This is a genomic window from Streptomyces sp. NPDC001728, assembly GCF_040297565.1.
Taxonomy (GTDB): Bacteria; Actinomycetota; Actinomycetes; order Streptomycetales; family Streptomycetaceae; genus Streptomyces.
Genome location: NZ_JBEOZK010000014.1, coordinates 51808 through 74273, shown reverse-complemented (window position 1 = coordinate 74273; position 22466 = coordinate 51808). Strand labels below are relative to the sequence as shown.

General features: G+C 68.2%; 28 protein-coding genes. 24 read left to right on the top strand and 4 right to left on the bottom strand.

Annotated elements, in window-relative coordinates; genetic code table 11:
* The 24 genes from ABT154_RS21335 to ABT154_RS21220 all read left to right on the top strand — a co-directional run bounded on the left by ABT154_RS21335 (position 1) and on the right by ABT154_RS21220 (position 20858).
* A complete protein-coding gene (locus ABT154_RS21335) occupies positions 1-399 on the top strand; it encodes a hypothetical protein (protein ID WP_351858401.1) in 399 nt (132 codons plus the stop codon).
* 785 nt (positions 400-1184) lie between these two features.
* Positions 1185-1625: an AAA family ATPase gene (locus ABT154_RS21330; protein ID WP_351858400.1), complete on the top strand. Its 441-nt coding sequence runs from the start codon at positions 1185-1187 to the stop codon at positions 1623-1625.
* Between the two features lie 475 nt (positions 1626-2100).
* Positions 2101-3627: a terminase large subunit domain-containing protein gene (locus tag ABT154_RS21325; protein WP_351858399.1), complete on the top strand. Its 1527-nt coding sequence runs from the start codon at positions 2101-2103 to the stop codon at positions 3625-3627.
* Between the two features lie 11 nt (positions 3628-3638).
* Complete coding sequence (locus ABT154_RS21320; RefSeq protein ID WP_351858398.1) at positions 3639-3833, top strand: hypothetical protein; 195 nt, start codon at positions 3639-3641, stop codon at positions 3831-3833.
* Complete coding sequence (locus ABT154_RS21315; RefSeq protein ID WP_351858397.1) at positions 3830-4990, top strand: phage portal protein; 1161 nt, start codon at positions 3830-3832, stop codon at positions 4988-4990. Before ABT154_RS21320 ends, ABT154_RS21315 begins: the two co-directional genes overlap by 4 nt.
* On the top strand, positions 4987-5670 hold the full coding sequence (locus tag ABT154_RS21310; RefSeq protein ID WP_351858396.1) for an HK97 family phage prohead protease: 684 nt from the start codon (positions 4987-4989) through the stop codon (positions 5668-5670). Before ABT154_RS21315 ends, ABT154_RS21310 begins: the two co-directional genes overlap by 4 nt.
* Positions 5671-5815: 145 nt before the next feature.
* Positions 5816-7183, top strand: coding sequence for a phage major capsid protein (locus ABT154_RS21305; protein WP_351858395.1), 1368 nt, complete (start codon positions 5816-5818; stop codon positions 7181-7183).
* A gap of 354 nt (positions 7184-7537) precedes the next feature.
* Positions 7538-7888, top strand: a complete 351-nt coding sequence (locus ABT154_RS21300) for an HNH endonuclease (protein WP_351858394.1) — start codon at positions 7538-7540, stop codon at positions 7886-7888.
* Between the two features lie 98 nt (positions 7889-7986).
* The gene (locus ABT154_RS21295) at positions 7987-8160 is read left to right on the top strand and encodes a hypothetical protein (RefSeq protein ID WP_351858393.1); all 174 of its coding nucleotides are present in this window, start codon (positions 7987-7989) and stop codon (positions 8158-8160) included.
* 13 nt (positions 8161-8173) lie between these two features.
* A complete protein-coding gene (locus ABT154_RS21290) occupies positions 8174-8722 on the top strand; it encodes a head-tail connector protein (RefSeq protein ID WP_351858392.1) in 549 nt (182 codons plus the stop codon).
* The gene (locus tag ABT154_RS21285; protein WP_351858391.1) at positions 8722-9186 is read left to right on the top strand and encodes a hypothetical protein; all 465 of its coding nucleotides are present in this window, start codon (positions 8722-8724) and stop codon (positions 9184-9186) included. The genes ABT154_RS21290 and ABT154_RS21285 overlap by 1 nt, the downstream gene beginning before the upstream one ends.
* Before the next feature lie 23 nt (positions 9187-9209).
* Positions 9210-9458, top strand: a complete 249-nt coding sequence (locus tag ABT154_RS21280; RefSeq protein ID WP_351858390.1) for a hypothetical protein — start codon at positions 9210-9212, stop codon at positions 9456-9458.
* A 3-nt stretch (positions 9459-9461) separates the two neighbouring features.
* On the top strand, positions 9462-10448 hold the full coding sequence (locus ABT154_RS21275; RefSeq protein WP_351858389.1) for a phage tail tube protein: 987 nt from the start codon (positions 9462-9464) through the stop codon (positions 10446-10448).
* A 10-nt stretch (positions 10449-10458) separates the two neighbouring features.
* Positions 10459-10971: a hypothetical protein gene (locus ABT154_RS21270; RefSeq protein ID WP_351858388.1), complete on the top strand. Its 513-nt coding sequence runs from the start codon at positions 10459-10461 to the stop codon at positions 10969-10971.
* Between the two features lie 10 nt (positions 10972-10981).
* Positions 10982-11533, top strand: coding sequence for a hypothetical protein (locus ABT154_RS21265; RefSeq protein WP_351858387.1), 552 nt, complete (start codon positions 10982-10984; stop codon positions 11531-11533).
* 70 nt (positions 11534-11603) lie between these two features.
* The gene (locus ABT154_RS21260) at positions 11604-15356 is read left to right on the top strand and encodes a hypothetical protein (protein WP_351858386.1); all 3753 of its coding nucleotides are present in this window, start codon (positions 11604-11606) and stop codon (positions 15354-15356) included.
* Between the two features lie 5 nt (positions 15357-15361).
* Complete coding sequence (locus ABT154_RS21255; protein WP_351858385.1) at positions 15362-17692, top strand: hypothetical protein; 2331 nt, start codon at positions 15362-15364, stop codon at positions 17690-17692.
* A 10-nt stretch (positions 17693-17702) separates the two neighbouring features.
* Positions 17703-18092, top strand: a complete 390-nt coding sequence (locus ABT154_RS21250) for a hypothetical protein (RefSeq protein WP_351858384.1) — start codon at positions 17703-17705, stop codon at positions 18090-18092.
* Positions 18093-18137: 45 nt separating this feature from the next.
* On the top strand, positions 18138-18596 hold the full coding sequence (locus ABT154_RS21245) for a hypothetical protein (RefSeq protein WP_351858383.1): 459 nt from the start codon (positions 18138-18140) through the stop codon (positions 18594-18596).
* 67 nt (positions 18597-18663) lie between these two features.
* Complete coding sequence (locus ABT154_RS21240) at positions 18664-19572, top strand: endolysin (protein WP_351858382.1); 909 nt, start codon at positions 18664-18666, stop codon at positions 19570-19572.
* Between the two features lie 17 nt (positions 19573-19589).
* Complete coding sequence (locus ABT154_RS21235) at positions 19590-19913, top strand: hypothetical protein (RefSeq protein ID WP_351858381.1); 324 nt, start codon at positions 19590-19592, stop codon at positions 19911-19913.
* Positions 19914-20336: a hypothetical protein gene (locus ABT154_RS21230; RefSeq protein WP_351858380.1), complete on the top strand. Its 423-nt coding sequence runs from the start codon at positions 19914-19916 to the stop codon at positions 20334-20336.
* Positions 20337-20340: 4 nt separating this feature from the next.
* Positions 20341-20703 carry a hypothetical protein gene (locus tag ABT154_RS21225; protein ID WP_351858379.1) on the top strand — a complete coding sequence of 121 codons (363 nt, stop codon included), beginning with the start codon at positions 20341-20343 and terminating at the stop codon, positions 20701-20703.
* An 11-nt stretch (positions 20704-20714) separates the two neighbouring features.
* Positions 20715-20858 carry a hypothetical protein gene (locus ABT154_RS21220; RefSeq protein ID WP_351858378.1) on the top strand — a complete coding sequence of 48 codons (144 nt, stop codon included), beginning with the start codon at positions 20715-20717 and terminating at the stop codon, positions 20856-20858.
* A 68-nt stretch (positions 20859-20926) separates the two neighbouring features.
* Here ABT154_RS21220 and ABT154_RS21215 read toward each other — a convergent pair whose 3' ends face one another.
* The 4 genes from ABT154_RS21215 to ABT154_RS21200 all read right to left on the bottom strand — a co-directional run bounded on the left by ABT154_RS21215 (position 20927) and on the right by ABT154_RS21200 (position 22431).
* On the bottom strand, positions 20927-21574 hold the full coding sequence (locus tag ABT154_RS21215) for a PASTA domain-containing protein (RefSeq protein WP_351858377.1): 648 nt from the start codon (positions 21572-21574) through the stop codon (positions 20927-20929).
* Between the two features lie 249 nt (positions 21575-21823).
* On the bottom strand, positions 21824-22033 hold the full coding sequence (locus ABT154_RS21210) for a hypothetical protein (RefSeq protein ID WP_351858376.1): 210 nt from the start codon (positions 22031-22033) through the stop codon (positions 21824-21826).
* A 23-nt stretch (positions 22034-22056) separates the two neighbouring features.
* Positions 22057-22221, bottom strand: a complete 165-nt coding sequence (locus tag ABT154_RS21205) for a DUF6233 domain-containing protein (protein WP_351858542.1) — start codon at positions 22219-22221, stop codon at positions 22057-22059.
* Positions 22222-22251: 30 nt separating this feature from the next.
* Positions 22252-22431, bottom strand: coding sequence for a hypothetical protein (locus ABT154_RS21200; protein WP_351858375.1), 180 nt, complete (start codon positions 22429-22431; stop codon positions 22252-22254).
* Between the last annotated feature and the right edge of the window lie 35 nt (positions 22432-22466).

The window sequence follows — 22466 nt, the reverse complement described above, 5'->3', positions numbered from 1 at the left end:
GTGACCGAGTCGCACCTGACCCTGTTCAGCAGCAGCCTGCTCTCGAAGTGGGGCTTCAACGACGGCGATGACCCCGACGCCTGGCTCGACTGGTGCGAAGGCCAGGGCATCGACTACAACGCGCTACCGTTCCCGCTCATCCCGCTGGTGCGCACCCACCTGCTGCCCCGGATCGAGCAGGCCGTCTCCCTCGTCGAGGTTGAGACAAGCCACAACCCGATCCGCGTCGAGACAGTCGACGGCGTGGACGTCACCGAAGTCTGGTACGGGCGCGCACCCGCGCCCACCCTGACACCCGATCACGTCAACGTCCCTATGGCCGAAGCCCTGAGCCTGGCACTCGCCGAGGCAGGGCTCACCGAACCCCCACGGTTCGATCCACCGCTGCCACTGACCTGACACGGGAGGTGACGCCGTGCTGTACGTCGTCACCGGCCCGATTGTCAGTGCCCCCTGAGAGAATGACGGAACACCCCGGCGGCTGCGTCAACAGCCCCGGGGCATGGCCCACCTGACGGAAGCAGGTAGACATGACAGAGCGTACATGCAGCATCGAAGGGTGCGAGCGCACAGTCGTAGCGCGTGGCTGGTGCCAGACCCACTGGCGTAGGTGGCGACGCAATGGAGACCCTGGCATCGGCGAGGTCCGCAGCCTTACCCAAGCCAAGGGGCTGGAGTGCAGCATCGACGGTTGCCCAAAGGAACGCAGCCGAGGCGGCCTGTGCGGCGCTCACTACCAGCGTCAGTGGCGCACAGGCGACACCGGATCCGCTGGCATCTTCGACCGCTCAACCGCGGCTGGCTGCAACGCCGATGGATGCGATAGCCCTCACGACAGCAATGGATACTGCAGTGCGCACTCCCACAGGCTGAAGAGGTACGGCGACCCCACGCACGTTCCGTCACGCCCCAAGTCCGGCGACCCCAAGGCGTGGCGAAGCGACACGGTCGGCTACCTCGGAGCACACAACCGAGTGCGTCGGCTGCGAGGCAAGGCCAGGACCCACACCTGTCAGCACTGCGGACAGGACGCGTGTGACTGGGCGTATGACCATCAGGACCCGAACGAGTCCCACGAGGTCGTGAACGGCTATCGAATGGCGTACAGCGCAGATCCCTCGCACTACATGCCGCTCTGCAAGCCCTGCCACACGAGGTTCGACCAGTAGCCAAACGGGGGCCGCATGGCATTGATCGTGGTGTGCGGTCCCCCCGCGGCCGGCAAGTCCAGCTGGATCCAGGCTCACGCCACAGCGCGGGACATCGTCATCGACCTCGACCTCATCACCCGCGCCCTGTCCGGCCCCGGCGCACCGCAATGGAACCAGGACCCCATCGTCCTGCGCGTCGCCCACAAGGCCCGATACGCAGCGATGTACGAGGCGTTCGAGCTGCGCGACAAGGTCGACGTGTACCTCATCCACACCATGCCGAGCGCCAAGGCGTTGGCCAAGTACAAGCGTCTCGACGCTGAGATCGTGGCCGTGGATCCCGGGCGGGACATCGTGATGGAACGCATCGCAGCGATGAGGTCGCCTGAGATGCAGCGCGTCGCCACCCGCTGGTACAACCAGCGCAAGCGCCTCCCCCAGCCGGCCATGCCGCAGGCCTCTCGCCAGTGGTGACCCACTGCCACCGGGCCACATCGCACTGAGTCACGCAGGGCGCAGAGGGGTGGGACAGACCCCCACGATCAAGCTCATCGAGAGCCACGACATCGACGGCCGGCCCATTCTTTGAGCACAAGACCGGGCGACCCACAAGCCCTTCTCGCCCGATTTTTTGCGCGGCCAATTTTGAAGCCGCTAATCACCCGAAATCTGATTCGACCGAATTAGTGGCGCTCACTCTGAGTGATGTCACTCCGTGTGACGGGGGTGATCATGGTCGCCGATTCGATCGCCGAAGAGCTTGACAACCTCGGTGTGACCAGTACCGCTCCCGGTCTCGCAGCTACCGCGCTGAAACTCGCCCGAGCCCTGGACAACATCCCAGACGGTGACGCTCCGACATCACAGGCCGTCGTCGCCGACAAGCTCCACGCCCTCATGGTCCGCCTCCGCGCACTCGCGCCTGTCCAGTCGGAGGGGGACGGAGTCGATGACATCACTCGCAAGCGAGAAGAGCGCCAAGCCGAAGTCCGCCGCAAGGCCGCCGGAGGCTGACGGGCCGGTCCGCGGCTGGCAGCGACCGCCCATCGAGATCGTCCCGCCGTCCGTCTCCAGCGCCGGGCAGGAGGCCATCGACCTCGCCGCGCGAGCAGGCCTGGAGCTCGACCCGTGGCAGCAGCACGTCCTGCGGCAGGGCATGGGGGAGGCGCCCGACGGAAGCTGGGCAGCCTTCGAGTGCTGCGTGAACGTCCCTCGCCAGAACGGGAAGGGCGGGATCATCGAGGCCCGCGAGCTCTGGGGCCTCTTCATCGGCGGCGAGAAGCTAATCCTGCACAGCGCCCACGAATTCAAGACCGCCAAGGCCGCGTTCAAGCGCGTGGAACGCCTCATACGCGGGTGTCCTGACCTGCACAAACGCGTCAAGACGTACCGGTACACCGTCGGCGAGGAAGCGATCGAGCTTCACACCGGCCAGACCCTCCGTTTCATCGCCCGCAGCAAGGGATCCGGCCGCGGCTTCACCGGCGACTGCAACATCCTCGACGAGGACATGATCCTGGGCGATGACGCGATGGACGCCCTGCTGCCGACGATGGCGGCCGTCGAGAACCCGCAGATCTGGTACCTCGGGTCCGCCGGCATCGGCCCGCTGTCGGTCCAGCTCGGCCGCCTGCGGCGACGCGCCTTGGCGGCGATCGAGGCGGGCACGGTAGACCCCTCGCTGGCCTACTTCGAGTGGTCTGCGGCCCTCCACCTGGACGAATGCCCGCCAGGATGCACAGCCCACGACGATGCGGCCTCCGACGAGGCGGTCCTGAAGGCCAATCCGGCGGTCGGCTACCGGCTGACGCTGGAGAAGGTCCGCAACGAGCGAATGACGCTCTCTACGGTCGGCTATGCCCGCGAGCGTCTCGGCGTAGGCGACTACCCCTCGGACGGCACCGACACCTGGCAGGTCATCGGGGAGGACGCATGGCGGGCCCTGGCCGACGCCAAGGCCAAGCCGGAGAGGCCGTACTCGTTCTCCATCGACGCGACCCCGGAACGGGACTACGCGTCGATCGTGGTGGCTTGCCCGTGGCGGGGCGGGACGCATCTCGAAGTCGTCGAGCACCGTCAGGGCATGGGCTGGGTCGTGGAACGCGCGAAGCAGCTCAATGAGAAGTGGGGCCCACGCTGCTGGGTCGTAGACGGGGGCGGCCCTGCCGGCTCGCTCATCCCTGACCTCGAGGACGCCCTCGGTATCACGGTGGTGCAACCGAAGGCCAGGGAGATCGCGCAGGCGACCGGCCAGTTCTACGACGCGGTGGCCGACCAGTCCATCAGCCACCTCGACCCGCCGCCCCTCGCCGTGGCCCTCGCAGGCGCCCAGAAGCGCCCGCTGGGGGACGCCTGGGCATGGGCACGCCGCGGCGTCGGCGTCGACATCAGCCCGCTCGTGGCGGCCACGCTCGCGAAGTGGGGGCTGACGGCCGAGGTCGAAGAGGCCACCGACCCGCTCGACAACATCTGGTGAGAGGAGGCGGCATGGGTCGCAGGCTGCTGCAGAGCGCTGCAGGCATTGCTGGCAGCGTGACGGGCGCGGCCCTCCGCTTCGGGCCCGCGGCTGCGGGCGTGGGCCTCGTCTCCTACGGAGCGTGGCTCGCGTGGGCGCCGTCCGGCTTCATCGTTGCCGGCGTACTGATTCTGGCCGACCAGGTTGCGGGACGGAGGGCCAGGTGAGCTTCCTTTTCGGGCGCCGCGAGCAGCGGGCTCCATGGATCCCAGAGCCGCCCATCCCGACGAACGGCACCCAGGGCAGTGGCAACTTCGCCCGCGTGGACCTGTCGCGCACTGAGGCGTCATTGCAGAAGGTGGCCGTCTGGTCGTGCGTGGACCTGGTGGCCACGGTCGCCGAGACGATGCCCCTGGACTACTTTCCGCGTCCCCGGCAGACTCAGGCGCTGCCGTCGTGGATGGCGGACCTTGCCGGCGACGGGTACGGCCTTCCGGACTGGATCCACCAGTTCGTCTGGTCGGACATGCTGCGCGGCAACGTCTACGGCCTTGTAGGTGGCCGCGATGTGAAGCGGGGCACGCCGACGCAGATCGTGCTACAGCATCCTGATCTGGTCGGCGTGATGCTGGGCGAGGACGGCCAGCCTGAGTGGCGGGTGAACGGCGAGACGGTCTCCCGGGACGCCATGTGGCACCAGCGGGCCCACACCGCCCCTGGGCGTCTCCTTGGCCTGTCTCCGATCGCGCTACAGGCCACAACCATCTCGACCGGCATCTCCGCGCTCCGGTTCGGGGCCAGTTGGTTCGAGGACGGCGCCCACCCGTCGGGCATCCTCTCCAGCGACCAGGCACTGGACGCCCGGCAGGCACTGACGGCCAAGGAACGGTTCATGGCGGCCGTACATGGCCGCAGAGAGCCCGCAGTGCTGGGGAACGGCTGGAAGTACCAGTCGATCCAGATCAGCCCCAACGAGTCCCAGTTCCTGGAGACCAACAACTACACGGCTGCCGAGTGCTGCCGTATCTTCGGCCCCGGGTTCGCCGAGATCTTCGGCTACGAGACGGGCGGCAGCCTGACGTACTCGAACATCGAGCAGCGGAGTCTGGACCTTCTGACCTACGCCGTGGATCCATGGCTGGTGCGCATTGAGCGCGCCCTGAGCGCCTTGCTGCCCTGCGGCCAGGTCGTCCGCTTCAACCGGGCAGCGCTCGTCCGAACGGACCTGCTGACCCGCTACCGGGCTCACGCGATCGCCCTGCAGAACCGCTTCAAGGTTGTCAACGAGGTCCGTGATCTCGAAGAGCTGAAGCCCGTGCCATGGGGCGACGCGCCGAACTTGCCCGGCCCGACACCGTCAACCCCCGAAGGAGGTCAGCTGTGACCGACAAGAGCGAACGCGCCTCCGCCAAGGGGATCGTGCGGCGCGCATTCCCAGTCCAGCTCGAGACCCGCGCCAAGGAAGGCGCGTCCGGCGTGACCACGGTCAGTGGCTATGCCTCTGTCGTTGAGGAGCCCTACGAGATGTGGGACTTCCTCGGCTCCTACGCGGAGGTCGTCCGCTCCGGCGCCTTCGCAAAGACGCTCAACGAGACCCCGCAGGTGCAGCTCCTGCTCAACCATGGCGGCCTCGCCATGGCGTACACGAAGGCCGGCAGCCTTCGCCTGTCGGAGGACTCCAGCGGCCTCCACATGGAAGCCGACGTCACCTCGTCGCGCAGCGACGTGCAGGACATGCTCCTGGCCCTGGAGGACGGCAGCGTCGACGAGATGAGCTTCGCCTTCCGTGTGACGCGGCAGATCTGGTCTCCGGACTACGACCAGCGCGACATTCTCGAGGTCGACCTCCACCGCGGCGACGTCTCCGTCGTCAACTTCGGAGCGAACCCCGCTACCTCGGTGAGCGCCATGCGCGCGGCTGACTTCGACCAACTCGCCGACGATGACGCCCGAGTGCTCATGGAACGACTCCAGCGGCGTTTCGAACCCCGGGCGGAGCCTGCCCGCAAGGCCGGGCATCCGCTGTCTCTCTACGTGGCTCAGTCCCAGGCTCTGGAGCTGTAGCCGTACCCGCCTGCCTCACCTGACGCGCCGGAGCCCACGCCGGAGCGCTCCTCGGCATGCCCGAGTGCAGCGCCACCACCTGGGTCACCACCCGGACGGATTGCAGGCGCGACCCACCCCCATCACCTCCCGAAAGGAGCGAGCCATGCTCGCATTCCTGCGTAAGCAGCTGCAGGACGCGCTCGAGCAGCGGGCCGCGCTGAAGACCGACCTGGACGGCATCCTCGAAGCCCCTGGCACGGAGCAGCGCGACCTCACCGACGCGGAGAAGTCGGCGTTCGAAGAGAAGCACGACGCCATCAAGGCCAAGGACGTCGAGATCAAGGACTTCGAGGCTCGGATCGCCAAGCTCGCCGAAGCCGAGGAGCGCGACGCCAAGGCTGCGGAGCTGCGCGCCAAGTACGCGCCGGCCGGCCCGCAGGCCACCGGTATCAAGGTCGTGTCCGAGCCGGAGACGTACCGCAAGGGCAGCCAGCAGTCCTACTTCCGGGACCTGTTCCGGGCCCAGCAGCGCGGAGACCACGAGGCCATCGGCCGCCTCCAGCGCAACGACCGCGAGGTCCAGGAGAAGCGCGCCCTGACGACGACCGACGGCGGTGTCGGCGAGTTCGTGCCCCCGCTGTGGATGGTCGAGGACTACGTCCGCCTCGCCCGCGCCGGCCGGGTCGTCGCCGACCAGATCGCCCACGAGGCGCTCCCGGCCGGCACGGACAGCATCAACCTGCCGCGCCTCGCCACCGGAACCTCCACCGCGGAGCAGGCCACCCAGAACTCCGCGGTCTCCAACACGGACGCAACGTCGAACAGCGTCAGCGCGTCGGTCGCCACGATCGCCGGCCAGCAGGTCGTCTCCCAGCAGCTCCTGGACCAGTCACCTATCAACATGGACGCGATCCTGCTGGCCGACCTCGCCGCCGACTACGCCGTCCGCCTGGACACGTTCGTCATCAGCAACAACGCGGCCAACAAGCGGGGCCTGCTCAACGTCTCCGGCTCCAACGCCATCACCTACACCGACGCCACCCCCACCGTGGGTGAGGCCTACGCCAAGACCGGTGACGGCATCCAGCAGATCCACACCGGGCGCTTCATGCCGCCCGACAAGATCTTCATGCACCCGCGGCGCTGGGCCTGGTACACCGTGTCCCTCGACACCGCGGGCCGGCCTCTCGTCGTCCCGGTCGCGCAGATGCCGCAGAACGTGCTGGCGCAGATGGGCGACGTGTCGTCCGAGGGCTTCGTCGGCACGCTCCAGGGCCTGCCCGTGTACGTCGACCCGAACATCCCGACCAACCTCGGCGCTGGCACGAACGAGGACCGCGTCATCATCGTGCGCTCCAGCGACGTGATCCTCTTCGAGGGCTCCCCGCGGGCGGAGGCGTTCCGCGAGACCTACGCCAACCAGCTGTCGGTACTGCTGCGGTTCTACAACTACGCGGCGCTGCACTCGGAGCGCTACCCGAAGTCGATCAGCGTCGTGAGTGGGACCGGCTTGATCACGCCATCGTTTTAGCCTCTAATCACTCCCACCTTCTGAGACCATGGTGGGGTGACTGACGCTACGAGCCAACAGTGCGGCCGGTGCAAGACTTCACGGCTGATAACCGACTTCTCGCCGTCCTACCGAGGCAAGCCTGGGACGTGGTGCCGAAGTTGCTTCGCGGCGTATGCCCGGGGCGAGCGAAGCACCGCGGCCCATGCACCTCGGCGCTGTAGTCACTGCGGCAAGAGCTACGTCCCGAAGCAGCTCAAGCAGGCTGCGGCCTTCTGTTCCCGCGTGTGCAAGACGGCAGCGAGGAATTCGCAAGAGGCCAGGCGACGCGAAGCCAGTAAGCCTCCTCGCGCTTGCGTGTGGTGCGCAACGGACATGCCGCAGCGAATGCGAGCTGATGCCAAGTTCTGCTCTGAGCGCTGCAACTCAGCGGCTCACCAAGGGATGCGGAAGATGTGGCGCCGCCTCGGTGTACCCAAAGGCGACGTGCCTCTCGTTTCACGCTCATACCTAGCAGACCGAGATGGCCTCAAGTGCCATCTCTGTGCACGCAAGCTCAGCCTCGTCACGAAGCGCCCCAACCCGGGATACGCCTCGATTGACCACGTAATTCCGCTCTCCGTGGGCGGCACCAATGACCTCGCGAACCTGCGGCTTGCGCACCTGGTGTGCAACTTGCGGAAGCGCGCCAAAGCCATGGGGGAGCAGCTCGCATTGATCGGCTGACTCCTCCTCTTGGAAGGAGCCCAGCCATGCCTCCCCGAGCACGGAAGACCGCCGACGATTCCCCCGAGCAGGATGCTGACTCGACAGGGGCATCGGAGGTGACCGAGGTCGCCTCCAAGCCTGAGTCTGGTGCTGCCGAGAAGGTCGGCCACACGGCGCTGGAGCGGGCCTACATCGACGCTCTGCAGCGCGAACGCGCCGGCTACGAGCAGCGTGGCCTCACGAACCGGGTGGCCCAGGTGGACGCCGAGCTGAAGCGCTACCAGCGATAGTCAGGGGGACCAGATGCCCCTTCTGACGCTGGCCGAGGCCAAAGCTCAGCTCGACATCGAATCGACGGCACACGACCAAGAGCTCACCGCCTACATCGAGGCTTTGACGCCGATGATCGAGCGGTACGTCGGGCCGGTCGAGAACCGCACGGTCACGGAGACTGTGGACAGCAAGGGCCTGGCCCTGGCGGTCACGCAGGTCCCAGTTGTCGGGCTCACCTCCATCACGCCGATCCTCGCTGGCGGCCTGGCCCTGGCTGTGGAAGACGTGAGGCTCGATGGAGCCGCAGGAATCATCCGCCGCGTCGACGGCAGCTTCTTCGGCGGTGGACCCTGGGACGTTGTGTACGTCGCGGGACGTGGGGAAATCCACCCCACGATCAACGTGGCCGCACGGATCCTGCTGCAGCACCTTTGGCGGACCCAGTATGGCGCCGCCCGCGGCAACTCGGGCAGTGACGACTTCGACGTCAACGAGCCTGTCGTCGGCTGGGGCTATGCGATTCCCAACCGGGTCTTGCAGATGCTCGAAGCCTTCAAAGTACCCCCGGGGGTGGCGTGATGGTGACCTCCCGGGTCCCGGCTGCGGTCGCGGCCCTTCTCGACATCCTGCGCGCGGCACCGTCCCTGGCCGACGTGCGGATCGTGGATGGGCCGCCCGCGGTCAACCTCACCGAACGGGACAGGATCTACATCGGCTGGCAGCCCTCGGCGGAGTCGGCTGTGGCGCTGCAGCAGGACTTCAACGCGGCCGGCGCCAGAACGAGGGATGAGACGTTCGTGATCGCCTGCTACGCGGAAACCCGCACAGGCGACAAGGACATGTCCATCCAGCGTAATCGGGTCTACGAGCTGCTCGGCGTCATCGAGACCGAGCTGCGGGCCACGGACACGGCGACCATGGCGCCGACCTTGAACGGGACTGTGCTGTGGGCCCACCTCACTGCGGGCGATCTGCACGAGGAGCAGGCAGAGGGGTCCCTGGCCGGCCTGAACTTCGCCATCACCTGTTTCGCCCGTATCTGATCACCCCCACCTGAGGAGTAGCGATGGCGCGTGTGCGCTTCATCGGCCCGGAGCCGGTCACCGTGCCGGAGCTCGGCAGCCGAGCCGTCCAGCCCGACCAGGTCGTCGAGGTTCCCGACGCCCGCTTCGAAGGCTACGTCTGCCAGACCACGAACTGGAAGGCGGTCGAAGAGCCCGTCCGTCACCGCGGCGAACACGGCCCCAAGGTGGTCGGCTTCACCGGCACCGAGGCAGTGGCCCCGAAGAAGACCACCACGAAGAAGGAGGGCTGAGCCATGGCGATCGGATCCGGACTCGGCGCACAGATCGGCATCGCACCCGAGGTGACCTACGGCACCTACGTGGCGCCGACCAAGTTCCCGGAATTCACCAAGCACTCGCTCGTGCTGAAGAAGACGACCGCGCAGAGCCAGGGCATCGCCGCTGGCCGCCTGATGGCGCTGTCGTCGCGGCGTGTGGTGACGCAGCGCGAGGTGTCGGGCAGCATCGACCTGGAGGTCGCCACCCGCGGCATGGGTCTGCTGCTGCAGGCCCTCATGGGGACGACGGTCACGCCCGTCCAGCAGGCTGTCACCGCGGCCTACCTCCAGACGCACACTCTGGCCGACACCTGGGGCAAGAGCCTGACGATCCAGGCCGGCATCCCCATGACGACCGGCACCGTCACCGACAAGACCTTCGTCGGCTGCAAGGTCGTGTCGGCCGAGTTCAGCTGCGAGGTCGGCGGCATGCTCACCGCCACCTTCGAGATCGACGGCAAGGACTGCTCGGAGACACAGACCCTGGCCGTCGCGAGCTACTCGGCCGCCAGCCCGTTCCACTTCGGCCAGATGGGGCTCAAGTACGGCAGCTTCGGCTCCGAGACCGCGCTCGACGGAGTGCGCAAGGTGTCCGTGAAGTTCGAGAGGCCGCAGGCTGTCGACCGCTTCTACGCGAACCAGAGCGCGCTGAAGGCGCAGCCGATCCTGAACGACCTGACGAAGGTGACGGCTTCGATCGAGCAGGACTACGTGGCGACCACCATCGACGACCTGCACACCAGCGACGCGACGACGAGCCTGGTCTGGGAGTTCCTCGGGGCGGAGATCGCTCCGACCTACCCCGAGACGTTCCGGATCAAGCTTCCCGCGACCAAGGTCGACGACACGCCTCCGACGGTCGACGGCTACAACGTCGTCCGGACCAGCTACAACCTGACCGCCCTGTACGACGGGACCAACCCGGTCGCCATCGAGTACATGTCTGCGGACACCGCTCTGTAGGAGGTGCCCGATGGCCGTCAGCTCCGTACAGATCACCGGAACCGGCCAGCTCCTCGACCTGTCCCGCCGCTTGCGTTCGGCCGGCGGCCCTCGGCTGCGCGCCAACCTGCAGCGGCGGGTCCGTCGCGCAGCCGAGCCGCTGCACGGCGACATGCAGCAGACCATCAGGAACCTGCCGATCACCTCGAAGGGCCGCAAGGCCGGGTCGCGCGGCGGACCTTCGCCAACCACCCGGCCTCTGCGGGACACGATCGCTGACGCGGTACGGATCTCGGTCCGCACCAGCAGCAACCCTGGCGCCCGGGTCTGGATCGACCGGTCTCTGCTGCCGTCCGATCTGCGCGGCATGCCGACCACCCTGAACTCTGGCCGCATCCGCCACCCCGTCTACGGCAACCGGCGCCGCTGGGCACAGCAGGACACGACACCCCTGTGGTGGGAGCGCGTAGTCCGTACTCACACCCCCCGCATGCGCGCCGAAGTCGAGCGTGTCCTCAGCGACGTTCGGCGCGACCTCACCTAGGAGCCTCCCCTTGATCATCGTGCACACCCCCACCGACGCAGAGATCGAGCGGTTCGACGTCCGCAGCATCCGCACCTCCGAGGCCTCGATCATCACCCGCCTGGTATCCGCCGATCTTTCCTGGCAGCAGGTCAAGGCACGGGCCGGGGACGGAGACCCCGACGCCCTGCGGAGTATCGCGTTCGTCCTCAAGAAGCGGTCCGAACCGTCCCTCCGCATCGACGACTTCGACCCGGTTGCCGACGATCTCCAGGTCAAGCTGGACCACAAGGAGATCGACACGTGGGCGGAGATCGCGGCCGAGCGCCTTGCCACGTTCGACGGCCCGATCGAAGCGGCCAGGCCCGCCCTCGCCGTCGTCCTCGACGACGCCGACGACCCCGCCTATGCCGAGGCCCACATCGAGCGGATCCTGGCGGGAAAATTCCCCCCCGCCCCCGACGAGACGACCAGCGGCGGCGACCCGTCGACGAGCGACCCGTCGACCAGCTCCGAGCCCGCTATCTCGGTCTCATCGCCCACCTCCTCCACATCGACGGCACCCGACTCGACGACCTCCTGATCGACGACTTCGAGGTCTACGTCGAGTGGATCGAGCAGCACCTCGCCCAGCAGCAAGGAGGCGGTGACTGATGTCCGAGCGGCTGACCTTCACCCTCGAAGGACGCGACCAGCTGTCCCGGGTCCTCGGCCACGCCGGCGACTCCGCCGAGCGCCTGCGCCGCTCCATGGAGGACGCCTCCGACGGATCAGGCCGCGCGATCCTCACCCTCACCCAGGACGCCGACGGCCGTCTGCGCGACCTCGAGGGCCGGTTCATCTCCACGGCGGACGCGGCCGCGCTCATGGGGCACCGCACCGGCGAGGCGTCCCACCCGGTCGCCGACTGGTCCCGCGTCGCCCAGGACGCCAGCAAGGCCGGGGCCGAGCTCCGCACCTCGCTGCTCACGCTGATCCCCGCGGCGATCCCCCTGGCGGCGGCAATCGCTCCGATCGCGGCAACGACGGCTGCTGCCGGCGCGGGCCTGGCCGTGTTCGGGCTCGCGGCCGGACGCCAGGTAGCGGCGATGACCGAGGCCGCCGCGGCGGAGAAGAAGTACACGGACGCCGTCGAGCAGTCCGGCGCCCGGTCGCAGGAGGCGGTCAAGGCACAGATCTCCTACGCCAAGCACATGGCCCAGCTTCCGCCCGCTACGCGGCAGGCGGCGGCCGCGCTGAGCGTGTTCAAGGACACCTACGCCGACTGGTCCGATTCCCTCGCCGCGGACACCACCGCGCCGCTGATCAAGGGCATGGGCGCACTGCAGGGAATCTTCCCCAAGCTGACGCCGTCGGTGAAGGGCGCGGCCGAGCAGCTGGACCGTGTGCTCACCCTCGCGGGCGGCGGGGTCGCAAGCCCCGGGTTCGACGCGTTCATGGCGAAGTTCGACGTGTGGACCACGGGCGCGCTCACCCGTGCGACGGACGGAGTCGTTCACCTGCTGCGGGTGTCGAGCCAGGGAGAGGGCGGCGGCGGCCTGACGGAGTTCATGGCGTTCGCCCGCGACCAGGGCCCGGCCGTCGCCGCGACCATGAAGGACCTGGGCCGCGCGCTGCTGAACGTGATGGAGGCAGGCGCCGACGTCGGTGTCGGCATGCTCGCCGTGGTCCAGGTCATCAGCCGCCTGGTGGGGGCGGTGCCCCCTGAGGCGATCACGATGATGCTGCAGCTGGTGATCGCCATCAAGGCCACCTCTCTCGCGATGGCAGGGCTGGCCGCCGCACGCGGCGCCGCCACGGCGTTCAGCGCCCAACTCGTGACGATGAGCGCCGCGAGCGGTACCGCGACGGGGCGGATGGCCGGCCTCACCGCCGGCTTCGGCGCGATGTCCCGGGGCGCGAAGGCCGCACTCGTCGGCTCCGGTATCGGCCTGCTGGTGATCGCCCTGTCGGAACTGTCAGCGAACTCGGCGAAGGCGCCGCCGGACGTCGACAAGCTGACCGTCTCCCTCAAGCAGCTCGGCGGCACGGGCAAGGCGACAGGCGAGGCGGCGAAGGCATTCGGGGCGGACCTGGGCGGCCTGTACGACAAGGTCCGCGCAGCCACCGACCCGAGCACCACCGACCAGATCCAGCAGTGGATCGTCACCCTCGGCGGACTGGGCTCCTGGGACTCCACCCCCGTCAAGCAGGGCAAGGAGAACCTCGACGCGATCGACCAGTCGCTCGCCTCTCTCGTCTCCAGCGGGAAGGCAGACCTGGCCGCCGCGGCGGCGCAACGCCTGGGCGCCGAGTACGCCAAGTCCGGGGGCAGCACCAAGGAGTTCAGCGACGCCCTCGACGGCTACCAGTCGGCCCTGGCCGACGCGAAGTTCGAGCAGGAGCTGGCCGCCCAGGCGATGGGCATGTACGGCCAGCAGGCGATGGACGCCAAGACGAAGCTGGACGCACAGAAGCAGTCGGCCGACGCGCTACGGCAGGCTCTGTTCGCCCTGTCGAACGTCAACCGGGACGCCACCGGTTCCATGAGCGCCTACGAGGCATCCGTCGACGCTGCAACCGAAGCAGCCAAGACCAACGGCCGCAGCCTGCAGTACGTCAACGGCGAGCTGGACCTCAGCAGTGCCAAGGCCCGCGCCAACGAGGCCGCTCTGCGGGACCTAGCGTCCAAGACCGAGGAGGCCGCTGCAGCGGCCAGCGAGCAGGGCCGGTCCAATGCCTACGTCAACGGCATCCTCGACCAGGGCAAACAGCAGCTCATCGAGCACGCCCGGCAAATGGGCCTCGACAAGGACGCTGCCAACAAGCTCGCCCAGTCCTACCTGGCCGTGCCCAACCGGACCGTCCGGCTGAAGGGCAACCTCGAGGACCTCCAGGCGAAGCTGACCGACGCAAAGCGCAGGCTGGCGTCGGTCCCGGACAGCAAGAAGGCCGCGATCCGGGCGGAAATCTCGCAGCTCCAGGCCCAGATTGCGAGGGCCAAGGGCGCGATCAACTCGGTCCAGGGCAAGACCGTGAGCGTCATGGTCCAGTACCGGGCCTCGCACAGTGGCGCGAGCGACTTCACCAAGTCGATCGGCGGCTACGCCGGTGGCGGTACGCCGCGTGCTGGCGAGTGGGCGTGGGTGGGTGAAGAGGGCCCGGAGCTGGTGCAGTTCAAGGGCGGCGATGCCCGGGTCTACGACCACCGGACCTCGATGGGCATGGCCGGACAGGCGGGTGCCGGGCAGGACGTGGGCGCCGGGCTGATGGCAGGCATGCTCGGGTCCCGGTCCGGGGTGGAGCAGGCCGCGCGGAACATGGCGGCCGGCGTCGAGGCAGGTGTCCGGGCCGAGCTGCAGATCGCCAGCCCGTCGAAGAAGATGCTCGCCCTGATGCAGGACGTCCGGAACGGTGTCGTCGTAGGGCTGACCGGCTCGAAGGCCAAGATCAAGGCCACGGCGATGGACTTGGTCAAGGACATCTGGAAGGCCTGGGAAGGCACCAAGTCCACCACGGACACGGGCCTGGTCCGCATGGTCAACCGCGAGCACGCCAAGCTCCAATCGCTTGCCAGCCAGCGGGACGCACTGCGGGCCCGGCTCGGAAGCGCACAGGCTCTCCTGAAAGCTCGGATCGAGGAGCGAAACCGGTACGCGGCCGACGTGCGGTCGCAGGCCCGGTCGGCGTCGGGCCTGTCCAGCCTGAACTTGGAGCCCGCCCGGGTGAACGCCGGGTCGATCAAGCAGGGCCTCGGGCAGAAGCTCAGCAGGCTGCGCCAGTTCAGCCGCTGGATCAGCATCCTCACGAAGCGGGGCACCAACAAGAACCTCCTCAGGGAGGTCATCGCCATGGGCCCGGAGGAGGGCTACGCCTACGCGTCCACGCTGGTCGGCATGTCCAACGCCGACCTCAAGGCCGTCAACTCGCTGCAGTCGCAGATCGACAAGGAGAGCGACACCCTCGGCAAAAGGGCAGCGAGCACCATGTACGACGCTGGCGTGAACTCCGCCAAGGGTCTCGTGGCAGGGCTCAAGTCCGAGGAGAAGGCCGTCGTCGACCAGATGTACAGGCTGGCGAAGGCGATGGAGACGGCCATCAAGCGGGCCCTCGGCATCAAGTCGCCGAGTCGCGTTGCCCACGGCATCGGCCTGAACTTCGGGCAGGGGTTGTCCGGCGGCACGCTCGCTTCGCTGCCGGTGGTCGGCCGCGCGGTCGACGCCGTCGCGGGCCGGATGGCAGGCATGCGACCCGCGCCCGGGCTGCCTTCTGCCGGGCTCGGCGTCGGCGCTTCGGCTGCGGCCATGATCGTCAACCACTTCCACATCGAGGGAGCCATGGACCCGATCAGGGTCGGCCAGGAGGTTCAGAAGGTGCTGATCACGTTGAAGCGCACCAACGGTGGCGGGGGGCTGGGGCTCGGATGACGAGAGTGACAGTGCAAGCGGGGTTCGGCTACTCGCTGGTGGCGTCGGGCATCGTGTGGACGGATCTCACCGGACGGGTGAAGCTCGCGGGTGGTGGGGAGATCTCCATCACCCGCGGGGCGTCCGATGAGCTGTCGGAGACGCAGACCGGGACCATGTCTCTGGAGCTGGACAACCGGGACGGCTGGCTCACTCCGGGCAACACGTCCTCGCCCTACAGCGTGCGCCGCGGTACACCCGTTCGCGCCCTGACGACTGTGGTGGAGGGGAAGAACTTCCTGACCCAGCCTGGCTTCGAGGTCAGTGACAACGGGTGGGACGCGGCGCCTGGGCTGGCGCCGGCCTCGGCCACGATCGACACGACGCATGTCCGGTCCGGCACTTACGGCTTCAAGATCGGGTGGGCCACGTCGGGCACCGGCGGCGTCATGCAGTGCCCGCTCTACGGGCTCACGATCGGCGTGCCGTACACCGCGTCCGTCTACGTGTGGGTCCCGGCTGGAAACCCTGCGGTCCGGCTCGATATCGACGGGACCACGGTCGGCGCCGCGTCCACGACGACGGGCGCGTTCCAGCGGATCTCTGTCACATGGACGACGACTGCGGCCTCCCACATGCTGCGGATCACTACCAACACCACCTCCCCGGTGGCGGGTGACCTCGTGTGGATGGACGAGGCGCAGGTCGAGGAAGGCTCCACGGCCACAACCTGGAGCGCGACACCGGCCACCCATCACGCACGGTTCTACGGTGCGGTCGGGTCCTGGCCCATGGGCTGGGAAGGGCTCCAGTCGACCGTGCGGATCATCGCGTCGGACGTGCTGAAGTGGCCGTCCCGGCGGCCGGCCCTGGGGCCGATGCTCGTTGAGGAGATTCAGGGTGACGAGGCCAAGCTCTACTACCCGCTGTCCGAGCCAGAGAGCAGCACGACGGCAGGTGACCAGTCCGGGTACAGCCGGCCATCGATGACCATTCAGCAGACTGGGGCGGGCGGAACGCTCACGTTCGGGGCCGGCACGGGCGCTCCGTCGGACGACCTCCCTGCGCCGATCTTCGCCCCGGCCTCGTCGACGGCGGGCAAGTTCTTGCAGTGCTTCGTCTCGCCGCTGCTCACCTCCAGCGGCGCCACGGGCAACCCGATCGTCGGCGACCAGGCATTCGAAGTGTGGTTCTCCACGTCCACATCCGGTCGCGCCATCATGACCTGGACGTCTGGCTCACCTGCGGCCTTCGACGCGGGCCTCCGGTTCCAGCTCGAATCGGGCACTGGCAAGCTCCAGATCGTCGAGTACTTCTCGTTCGGGCCGACCATCCACACGATCGCCACCCCGAACCTCGCGGACGGCGGTGCGCATCACCTTGTGTGGGACGAGGCCGGCCACGATGTGTGGGTTGACGGCGTGCAGTACGCGGCCGGGACCACTGAATGGGCGGACCGCATCGTCCTGAACGTCGGCGCCAACGAAACCGGGACCCAGCTGTGGGTGGGCTCGATCAGCCACGTAGCGGCCTACGTCCGCAACGGCGGGTTCCCGGCAATCTCCGAGCTCGTCGAGCACTACACCGCGGGCATGACGGGGTTCGCTGGCGAGTCGGCGTGGATCCGGATGTACCGGCTCGCAGGGTACGCGCGCATCCCGGGGGTGACCCCTCAGGGAACCTTCTCGAACGTGGCGAGCCAGGGCACGTTGGGATCGTCGCCGCTCACGCACATGCGGGACATCGAGCGCACCGAGTCGGGCAAGCTGTTCGCTGACCGCGGTTCATCGTGGCTGATCTTCCAGGGACGCACGGTCCGCTACAACCCGACAGCCTCGCTCACGATCTCCTACGCCGATCTGGAAACTGGCAACGTCGAGTTCACAGACGACGACCAAAAGGAGATCAACCTCGTGGTCGCGAGCCGGCCGGGCGGTGCGACGCAGCGGATCAAGAACGCGGACTCGATCGCCCGTGACGGCATCTACGAGGAACAGCTCGACATCCTCAAGACCAGCGACTCGGAGGTCACCGACGCTGCCATGTGGCTTGTCATCCGGTACGCGGATCCGCAGCCGGAGATGCGACAGCTCCCTGTCGAGGCGTCCACGCTCGGCGCCGCCACCTACCGGGCACTCCTCAACGCTGACATCTCCACCGTCACCCGTGTGACCACCCTGCCCGACCAGGCCCCGGCGCCATCGGCGACCGTCACGGTCGAGGGCTACACCGAGCGCATCAGCCAGGCACAGCACCACCTGAACTTCCACACGAGCCGCTCGGACACGGACAGCGTGTGGGTCCTCGACGATCCGGTCTACAGCGTGCTCGGCACCACCACCCGCCTCGCCTACTGAAGGGCACCTCATGACGATCCTCCGGGCGGAGACGTTCTACCTCCCCCCGCCCTATCTGCCGCCAACGGTCTGGGCGGCAGAGCCCCCCGCGATGCTCGTGGTCCGCTGGTACGAGGAGCGGGCCAGCCGCCGTATCCACACCGACCCGGCGTCGAACGCGGGCACGCAGTTCGCCCGCATCAATCACGGCCGCTGGCTGGCCGACTGCTCGTGCGGCTCCGCCGAGGTCGTCACACCGACCGACCCCCGCATGTGGTGCGTGATCTGCGGTACCGGCTGGTGGCAACTCACCTTCCCGAGCGACGTCTTCGCGGTCGAGCAGTCCCTCGAAGGGCTCCCCCTGGCCGAGCAGAACTGGTGGGCCGAAGAGACGGTGGCCCGCCCGACCCTGGAGGTCTGACCCATGGCCCTGGCCACTCCCCGCACGTGGGTCGTTGGTGAGGTCGTGACTGCGGCCTACCTCAACGCCGAGGTGCGCGACCAGTTCAACGACATCATCGCCGCGTGGCAGACATACACCCCGACGTGGACGGCGGCCACTACCAACCCTGTTCTCGGCAACGGCAGCATCGTCGGCCGGTACAAGCGGATCGGGAAGACCGTCCACCTCCAGATCGACCTGGCCATGGGCAGTACAACCACCTACGGCTCCGGTGCCTGGTCGGTCACGCTGCCGCTGGTGGCAGCCGCAGCTTCCGGTAGCCGGATCGGCACCGCGCAGGCCCTCGGCGGCACCCGATTCCAGGGACAGGTCGTCATCTCAAGTGCCGCCAGCGGCACGTCTGCGTTCTTCCCCGCGTCCGCTTCCGTCTCCAACCTGTCGTCCGTCGCCAGCAACGTCCCGTTCGCCTGGGCCAGCGGCAACGAGCTGCGCATCACGGTCACCTACGAGGCCGCGACCTAGTAGCCGGTCTTCAACCCGCCCGCCCCGAGCCAACCGGCCGGGGCTTTCGTCATTCCTGGAGAGACACATGCCTGAGCTGTGGATGCCGGGCGCGACCCGGCTCGACATAGGCGACCACGCGCCTACCGACGGCGGGCCGGCGAAAGCCATCGCCCACATCACCTGGGATCGCAACGCGACCGCAACAAAGCCCGCCGACCTCGTGCCCTACGAGACCCTCCGCGACTACTTCGGCCGCAACCCGTCCGGAAAGGCCACTGCGCCGCACATCCTGTGGGATCCGTTCACAGGGCGGGTCACCCAGTTCGTCCCCGCGGACTCGCGCTCGAAGAGCCTCGCTGACAAGGCCGGGGGGACTCGCACCAATCGTGCAGGGCGGGTGGTCCTACAGGTCGAAGCCGTGTTCTTTCCGTACTGCCGTGTCAGCAGCACTGTGTACGCCAAGCTGACTGACTCCCCCTGCAAGGGCTGGGCCGAGCTCAACTCCTGGATTCGGTCCTGGGGCGTGTCTGACACCTGGCCGATGGGGAAGCCCGTCGACTTCACCTCCCGCCGCAGCGAGGCCGTGTGGGAGGAGAAGGGCGGCTGGTACGCGCACGCCCACGTCCCGGAGAACGATCACCAGGACCCGGGAAGCTGGCCAGCGTTCGTGGGCGCCCCTGCGCCGAAGCCGACCACGCCCGCCGCGAAGCCGACGGTCGACCTGTCCCGGCTCGCCGCCGCCGCTAAAACGGACCCGCCGAGGTCCGGCGTCCCGGTCTCGTACTCCGGGGTGAAGACCGTCGAGGACGCTCTCGTCAAGGAAGGTCTCCTCGCCAAACCCCTTGCCGACGGCCACTTCGGCACCGCTACCCGCATCGCCTATGCGGCATGGCAGCGGCGCCTCGGCTACAGCGGCACGGACGCCGACGGCATCCCCGGCCGCGCATCCCTAGCCAGGCTCGGCGCCAAGCACGGCTTCACCGTCACCAACTAGTCCAGATCGGATCCCACATGACCATCGACCTCGACCGCGCCTACTGGCTCGGCCTCCTCGTCTCCGTCATCCTCCCGGTGCTCGTCGGGCTGGTGACGACCCGCGTCACGCATGCCGGCTCCAAGGCGGTGCTCCTGCTCGCCCTGTCGGGCCTCAACGGCTTCCTCGTCGAGCTCGCCAACCCGGGCCCCGGCTGGGACGCCGGCACGGCCGCGGTTCTGGCCCTCGTCACCTTCGCGACGGCGGTGCTCGCTCACTTCGGCCTGTGGAAGCCGACCGGTGTCTCCAGCAAGGCGCAGGACTCGCTCGTCACGGGACGTTCCGCGCCCCGGGGCGTGTAGATGCCGCGCCGCGTAGCCCGGCGGCTGTCCCGGATCCTCGGCCGTCGCGGCGCATTCCTCGCCAGCTTCGGCATGCTGTGGGCGCTCTACGGATTCGGGCAGCTCGTCGAGCCTCTGCCGGACACCCGTGGCATCCGGCTCCTGCTCTACGTGATGCCTCTCGACGCCTGGGCCTGCTGCTGGATCGTGTCCGGTCTGCTAGCTGTGGCGTCGTCTGCGCTGCCGGAAGGGCGGGACTGGATCGGTTTCCCCGCGCTGCTGGCCATCGTCGTTCCGTGGATGCTCTCCTACGTCGTGTCGTGGTGGCCCCTCGGAGACAACGCAAGGGGGTGGGTAACGGCACTGATCTGGGCGGTAGCCGCAGTGCCGGTGATCGTGGTGGCGGGATGGCGCGAGCCTCCGCGCCCCAAGAACTTGGAGTGAGCCCATGAGCAACGCCGAGATGTGGACCGCGGTGTCCGGTGGCGTGGTGGGGGCGGCCTCAGCTGTGGCGACGTTCTGGGGCGGATGGGCAGCCCGAAGAACGCGAGGCGACCGTCGGCGGGACGACTTCACGGTCGTCACGGACCGCATGGAGAAGGAGATCGGCCGGCAGGCGGACAGGCTCGACGAGTTGGAGGCAGCGGCCGAGGTGCAGGAGCAGCGCCTCGAAGGCGCCGGGGTGGCCATCACCTACCTCATCAGCCGCGTGCGCGGCCTCACCGACTGGATCCGCTCTGCCGGTCTCGAGCCGCCGACCGCGCCGCCCGTCCCAGAGAGGGCCCGCGAGTTCATCCACCAAGACGTGTGAACTGGAGAGTCATGACCGAACCGCCGACCGAGCGCCGCGTGCAGTCGATCGTCGACATGCTCGGGGGCGGCACGGAGACGCTCGTGGAACTGGGCGTGCTCGAGCCCCAGCCTGAACCCGAGGTTTCTCTGATGGCCGTACTGCCCGAACCCTGAACTGCCTGATGTGACAAGCCCCCTCCCGCCGCTGGCGGGAGGGGGCGTTTTGTCGTGCTCAGCGGGCTCTACGGGCAGTCCTCACCGAACTTGACGACCATGAACTCGACCGGCTGTCCGTTGAGCGCAGTGCCAGGGGAGGGAGTCTGGCCGCACACCTGCCAGTTGGACTCCATCAGGACCATCCGGCCGTCCATCGTGGCGTCAGTCGCGGTGATGGACGTGCTCGAGTCGAGGGCGGCCCGAGCAGCCTTCATCGATTTCCCGGTGAAGTCCGGCATTTTCCCTCCCGCAGTGGAGGGCGCCTCGCCTTCCTTCGCGGGGCAGGTCTCCTCGAGCTTCACGGCTCCCAAGTCGAGCGTGGTGCTGGTGGCTGCCGTCGTGCCGGCCGGGACGCTCTGGTTGCAGACCTTCCAGTTCCGGTCGAGGGCCTGCATGCGGCCGCGGCCGAGCGCGTCGTGGGAGGTGAGTCCGTAGAAGCCCAGTTCCTGCGCCGCGTCCTGGGCGGACTGCAGGCCCATGCCGACGAAGTTCGGCACGGTGGCCTTCTTGCTCTTGGCCGGCATACTGGTTGTTGGGGCAGCAGTTGTCGGGGCAGCCGTTGTCGGCGAAGTGGCGCTGGTGGCTGGTGTCTTGGCGTCGTCAGCGGGCTGGCAGGCGACGGCGCCGCTCAGCATGGTGCAGAGCAGGGCAGTGGTGATGATGCGGGTACGCACGGGTTCCCCCCGAGTGGTGCCGGTACAGGCGGGTCACGCTAGACCACTGTGAACAGTGCGTGAACGAGCTTCACCGGGTCGTGACCTATCCGGCAGGGCCAGTGGGGTCTTAGGTGCTTTCTCGCCACGCCTCTAGCCCGTGGCCGGCATGAGGTGCATGCTGTGCGCACGGCCTCCCCGCCACCCCCGTCGGGGGATCCGCTACGGCCTCGCCTGCTGCTGCAATGCAGGCGGGGCCGCGCGCCGCCCTCAGGCCGCTTCGTACTGATGGGCCCGCCCGCCTCGCCATTCGACCCACTGCGGGTCGTCGAGGATCCGCTCAGCGTCGGGCAGGCCTGCGCGCCGTAGAAACTCGAGGAGGTCATGGTCGTCGTAGGCCAGGCCGAGGATCTCGCCGGCGGCGGTGACGCGGCGGCCGCCGGTCGGGCTGGGGCGGTAGACGACTATCGGTGCACCCATCCCTCCAGGATGCTGCGGCCCGCCTACTCGAGCACGCCGAGCTCTGAGTCCGGCCGACAGATCCCGCAGGCCGGGATCCCGCCGCTGGTGATGGCCTGCCGGGCCTGCTCGCGGGTGAGGGGCTCGGTGTGGTGACTGGCCAGGCGGCAGTCACCACGGTGGACGCTGTCGGCGACCCCCGGCGTGATGCACTGGGGCGGGGCGATTCCTGGGAGTACCTAGGCCGCGAGCTCCTGCTCTGTGCCCGTCGCCTCGGCCCACGCCGCCACGAGCACCTGATAGATCCGCTGCTCGTCGGCCGTCAGGGAACGCTGCTGCTCGCTGGCGCGAGTCCATAGGGTGCGGATGGCGTCGTTCAGGGCTTCGGGGCTCGGGGTCTCTCTGTGGGAATCGGGCATGAGGCCAAGGCTAGAGCCCGGGTCTGACAAAGCAG

Bases quoted from the DNA above. Each gene is read 5' to 3' on its own strand.
- ABT154_RS21330 (WP_351858400.1), top strand. From the start codon at position 1,185: ATGGCATTGATCGTGGTGTGCGGTCCCCCCGCGGCCGGCAAGTCCAGC.
- ABT154_RS21325 (WP_351858399.1), top strand. From the start codon at position 2,101: ATGACATCACTCGCAAGCGAGAAGAGCGCCAAGCCGAAGTCCGCCGCA.
- ABT154_RS21320 (WP_351858398.1), top strand. From the start codon at position 3,639: ATGGGTCGCAGGCTGCTGCAGAGCGCTGCAGGCATTGCTGGCAGCGTG.
- ABT154_RS21305 (WP_351858395.1), top strand. From the start codon at position 5,816: ATGCTCGCATTCCTGCGTAAGCAGCTGCAGGACGCGCTCGAGCAGCGG.
- ABT154_RS21300 (WP_351858394.1), top strand. From the start codon at position 7,538: ATGCCGCAGCGAATGCGAGCTGATGCCAAGTTCTGCTCTGAGCGCTGC.
- ABT154_RS21290 (WP_351858392.1), top strand. From the start codon at position 8,174: ATGCCCCTTCTGACGCTGGCCGAGGCCAAAGCTCAGCTCGACATCGAA.
- ABT154_RS21285 (WP_351858391.1), top strand. From the start codon at position 8,722: ATGGTGACCTCCCGGGTCCCGGCTGCGGTCGCGGCCCTTCTCGACATC.
- ABT154_RS21280 (WP_351858390.1), top strand. From the start codon at position 9,210: ATGGCGCGTGTGCGCTTCATCGGCCCGGAGCCGGTCACCGTGCCGGAG.
- ABT154_RS21275 (WP_351858389.1), top strand. From the start codon at position 9,462: ATGGCGATCGGATCCGGACTCGGCGCACAGATCGGCATCGCACCCGAG.
- ABT154_RS21270 (WP_351858388.1), top strand. From the start codon at position 10,459: ATGGCCGTCAGCTCCGTACAGATCACCGGAACCGGCCAGCTCCTCGAC.
- ABT154_RS21260 (WP_351858386.1), top strand. From the start codon at position 11,604: ATGTCCGAGCGGCTGACCTTCACCCTCGAAGGACGCGACCAGCTGTCC.
- ABT154_RS21250 (WP_351858384.1), top strand. From the start codon at position 17,703: ATGACGATCCTCCGGGCGGAGACGTTCTACCTCCCCCCGCCCTATCTG.
- ABT154_RS21240 (WP_351858382.1), top strand. From the start codon at position 18,664: ATGCCTGAGCTGTGGATGCCGGGCGCGACCCGGCTCGACATAGGCGAC.
- ABT154_RS21235 (WP_351858381.1), top strand. From the start codon at position 19,590: ATGACCATCGACCTCGACCGCGCCTACTGGCTCGGCCTCCTCGTCTCC.
- ABT154_RS21230 (WP_351858380.1), top strand. From the start codon at position 19,914: ATGCCGCGCCGCGTAGCCCGGCGGCTGTCCCGGATCCTCGGCCGTCGC.
- ABT154_RS21225 (WP_351858379.1), top strand. From the start codon at position 20,341: ATGAGCAACGCCGAGATGTGGACCGCGGTGTCCGGTGGCGTGGTGGGG.
- ABT154_RS21220 (WP_351858378.1), top strand. From the start codon at position 20,715: ATGACCGAACCGCCGACCGAGCGCCGCGTGCAGTCGATCGTCGACATG.
- ABT154_RS21210 (WP_351858376.1), bottom strand. From the start codon at position 22,033: ATGGGTGCACCGATAGTCGTCTACCGCCCCAGCCCGACCGGCGGCCGC.
- ABT154_RS21200 (WP_351858375.1), bottom strand. From the start codon at position 22,431: ATGCCCGATTCCCACAGAGAGACCCCGAGCCCCGAAGCCCTGAACGAC.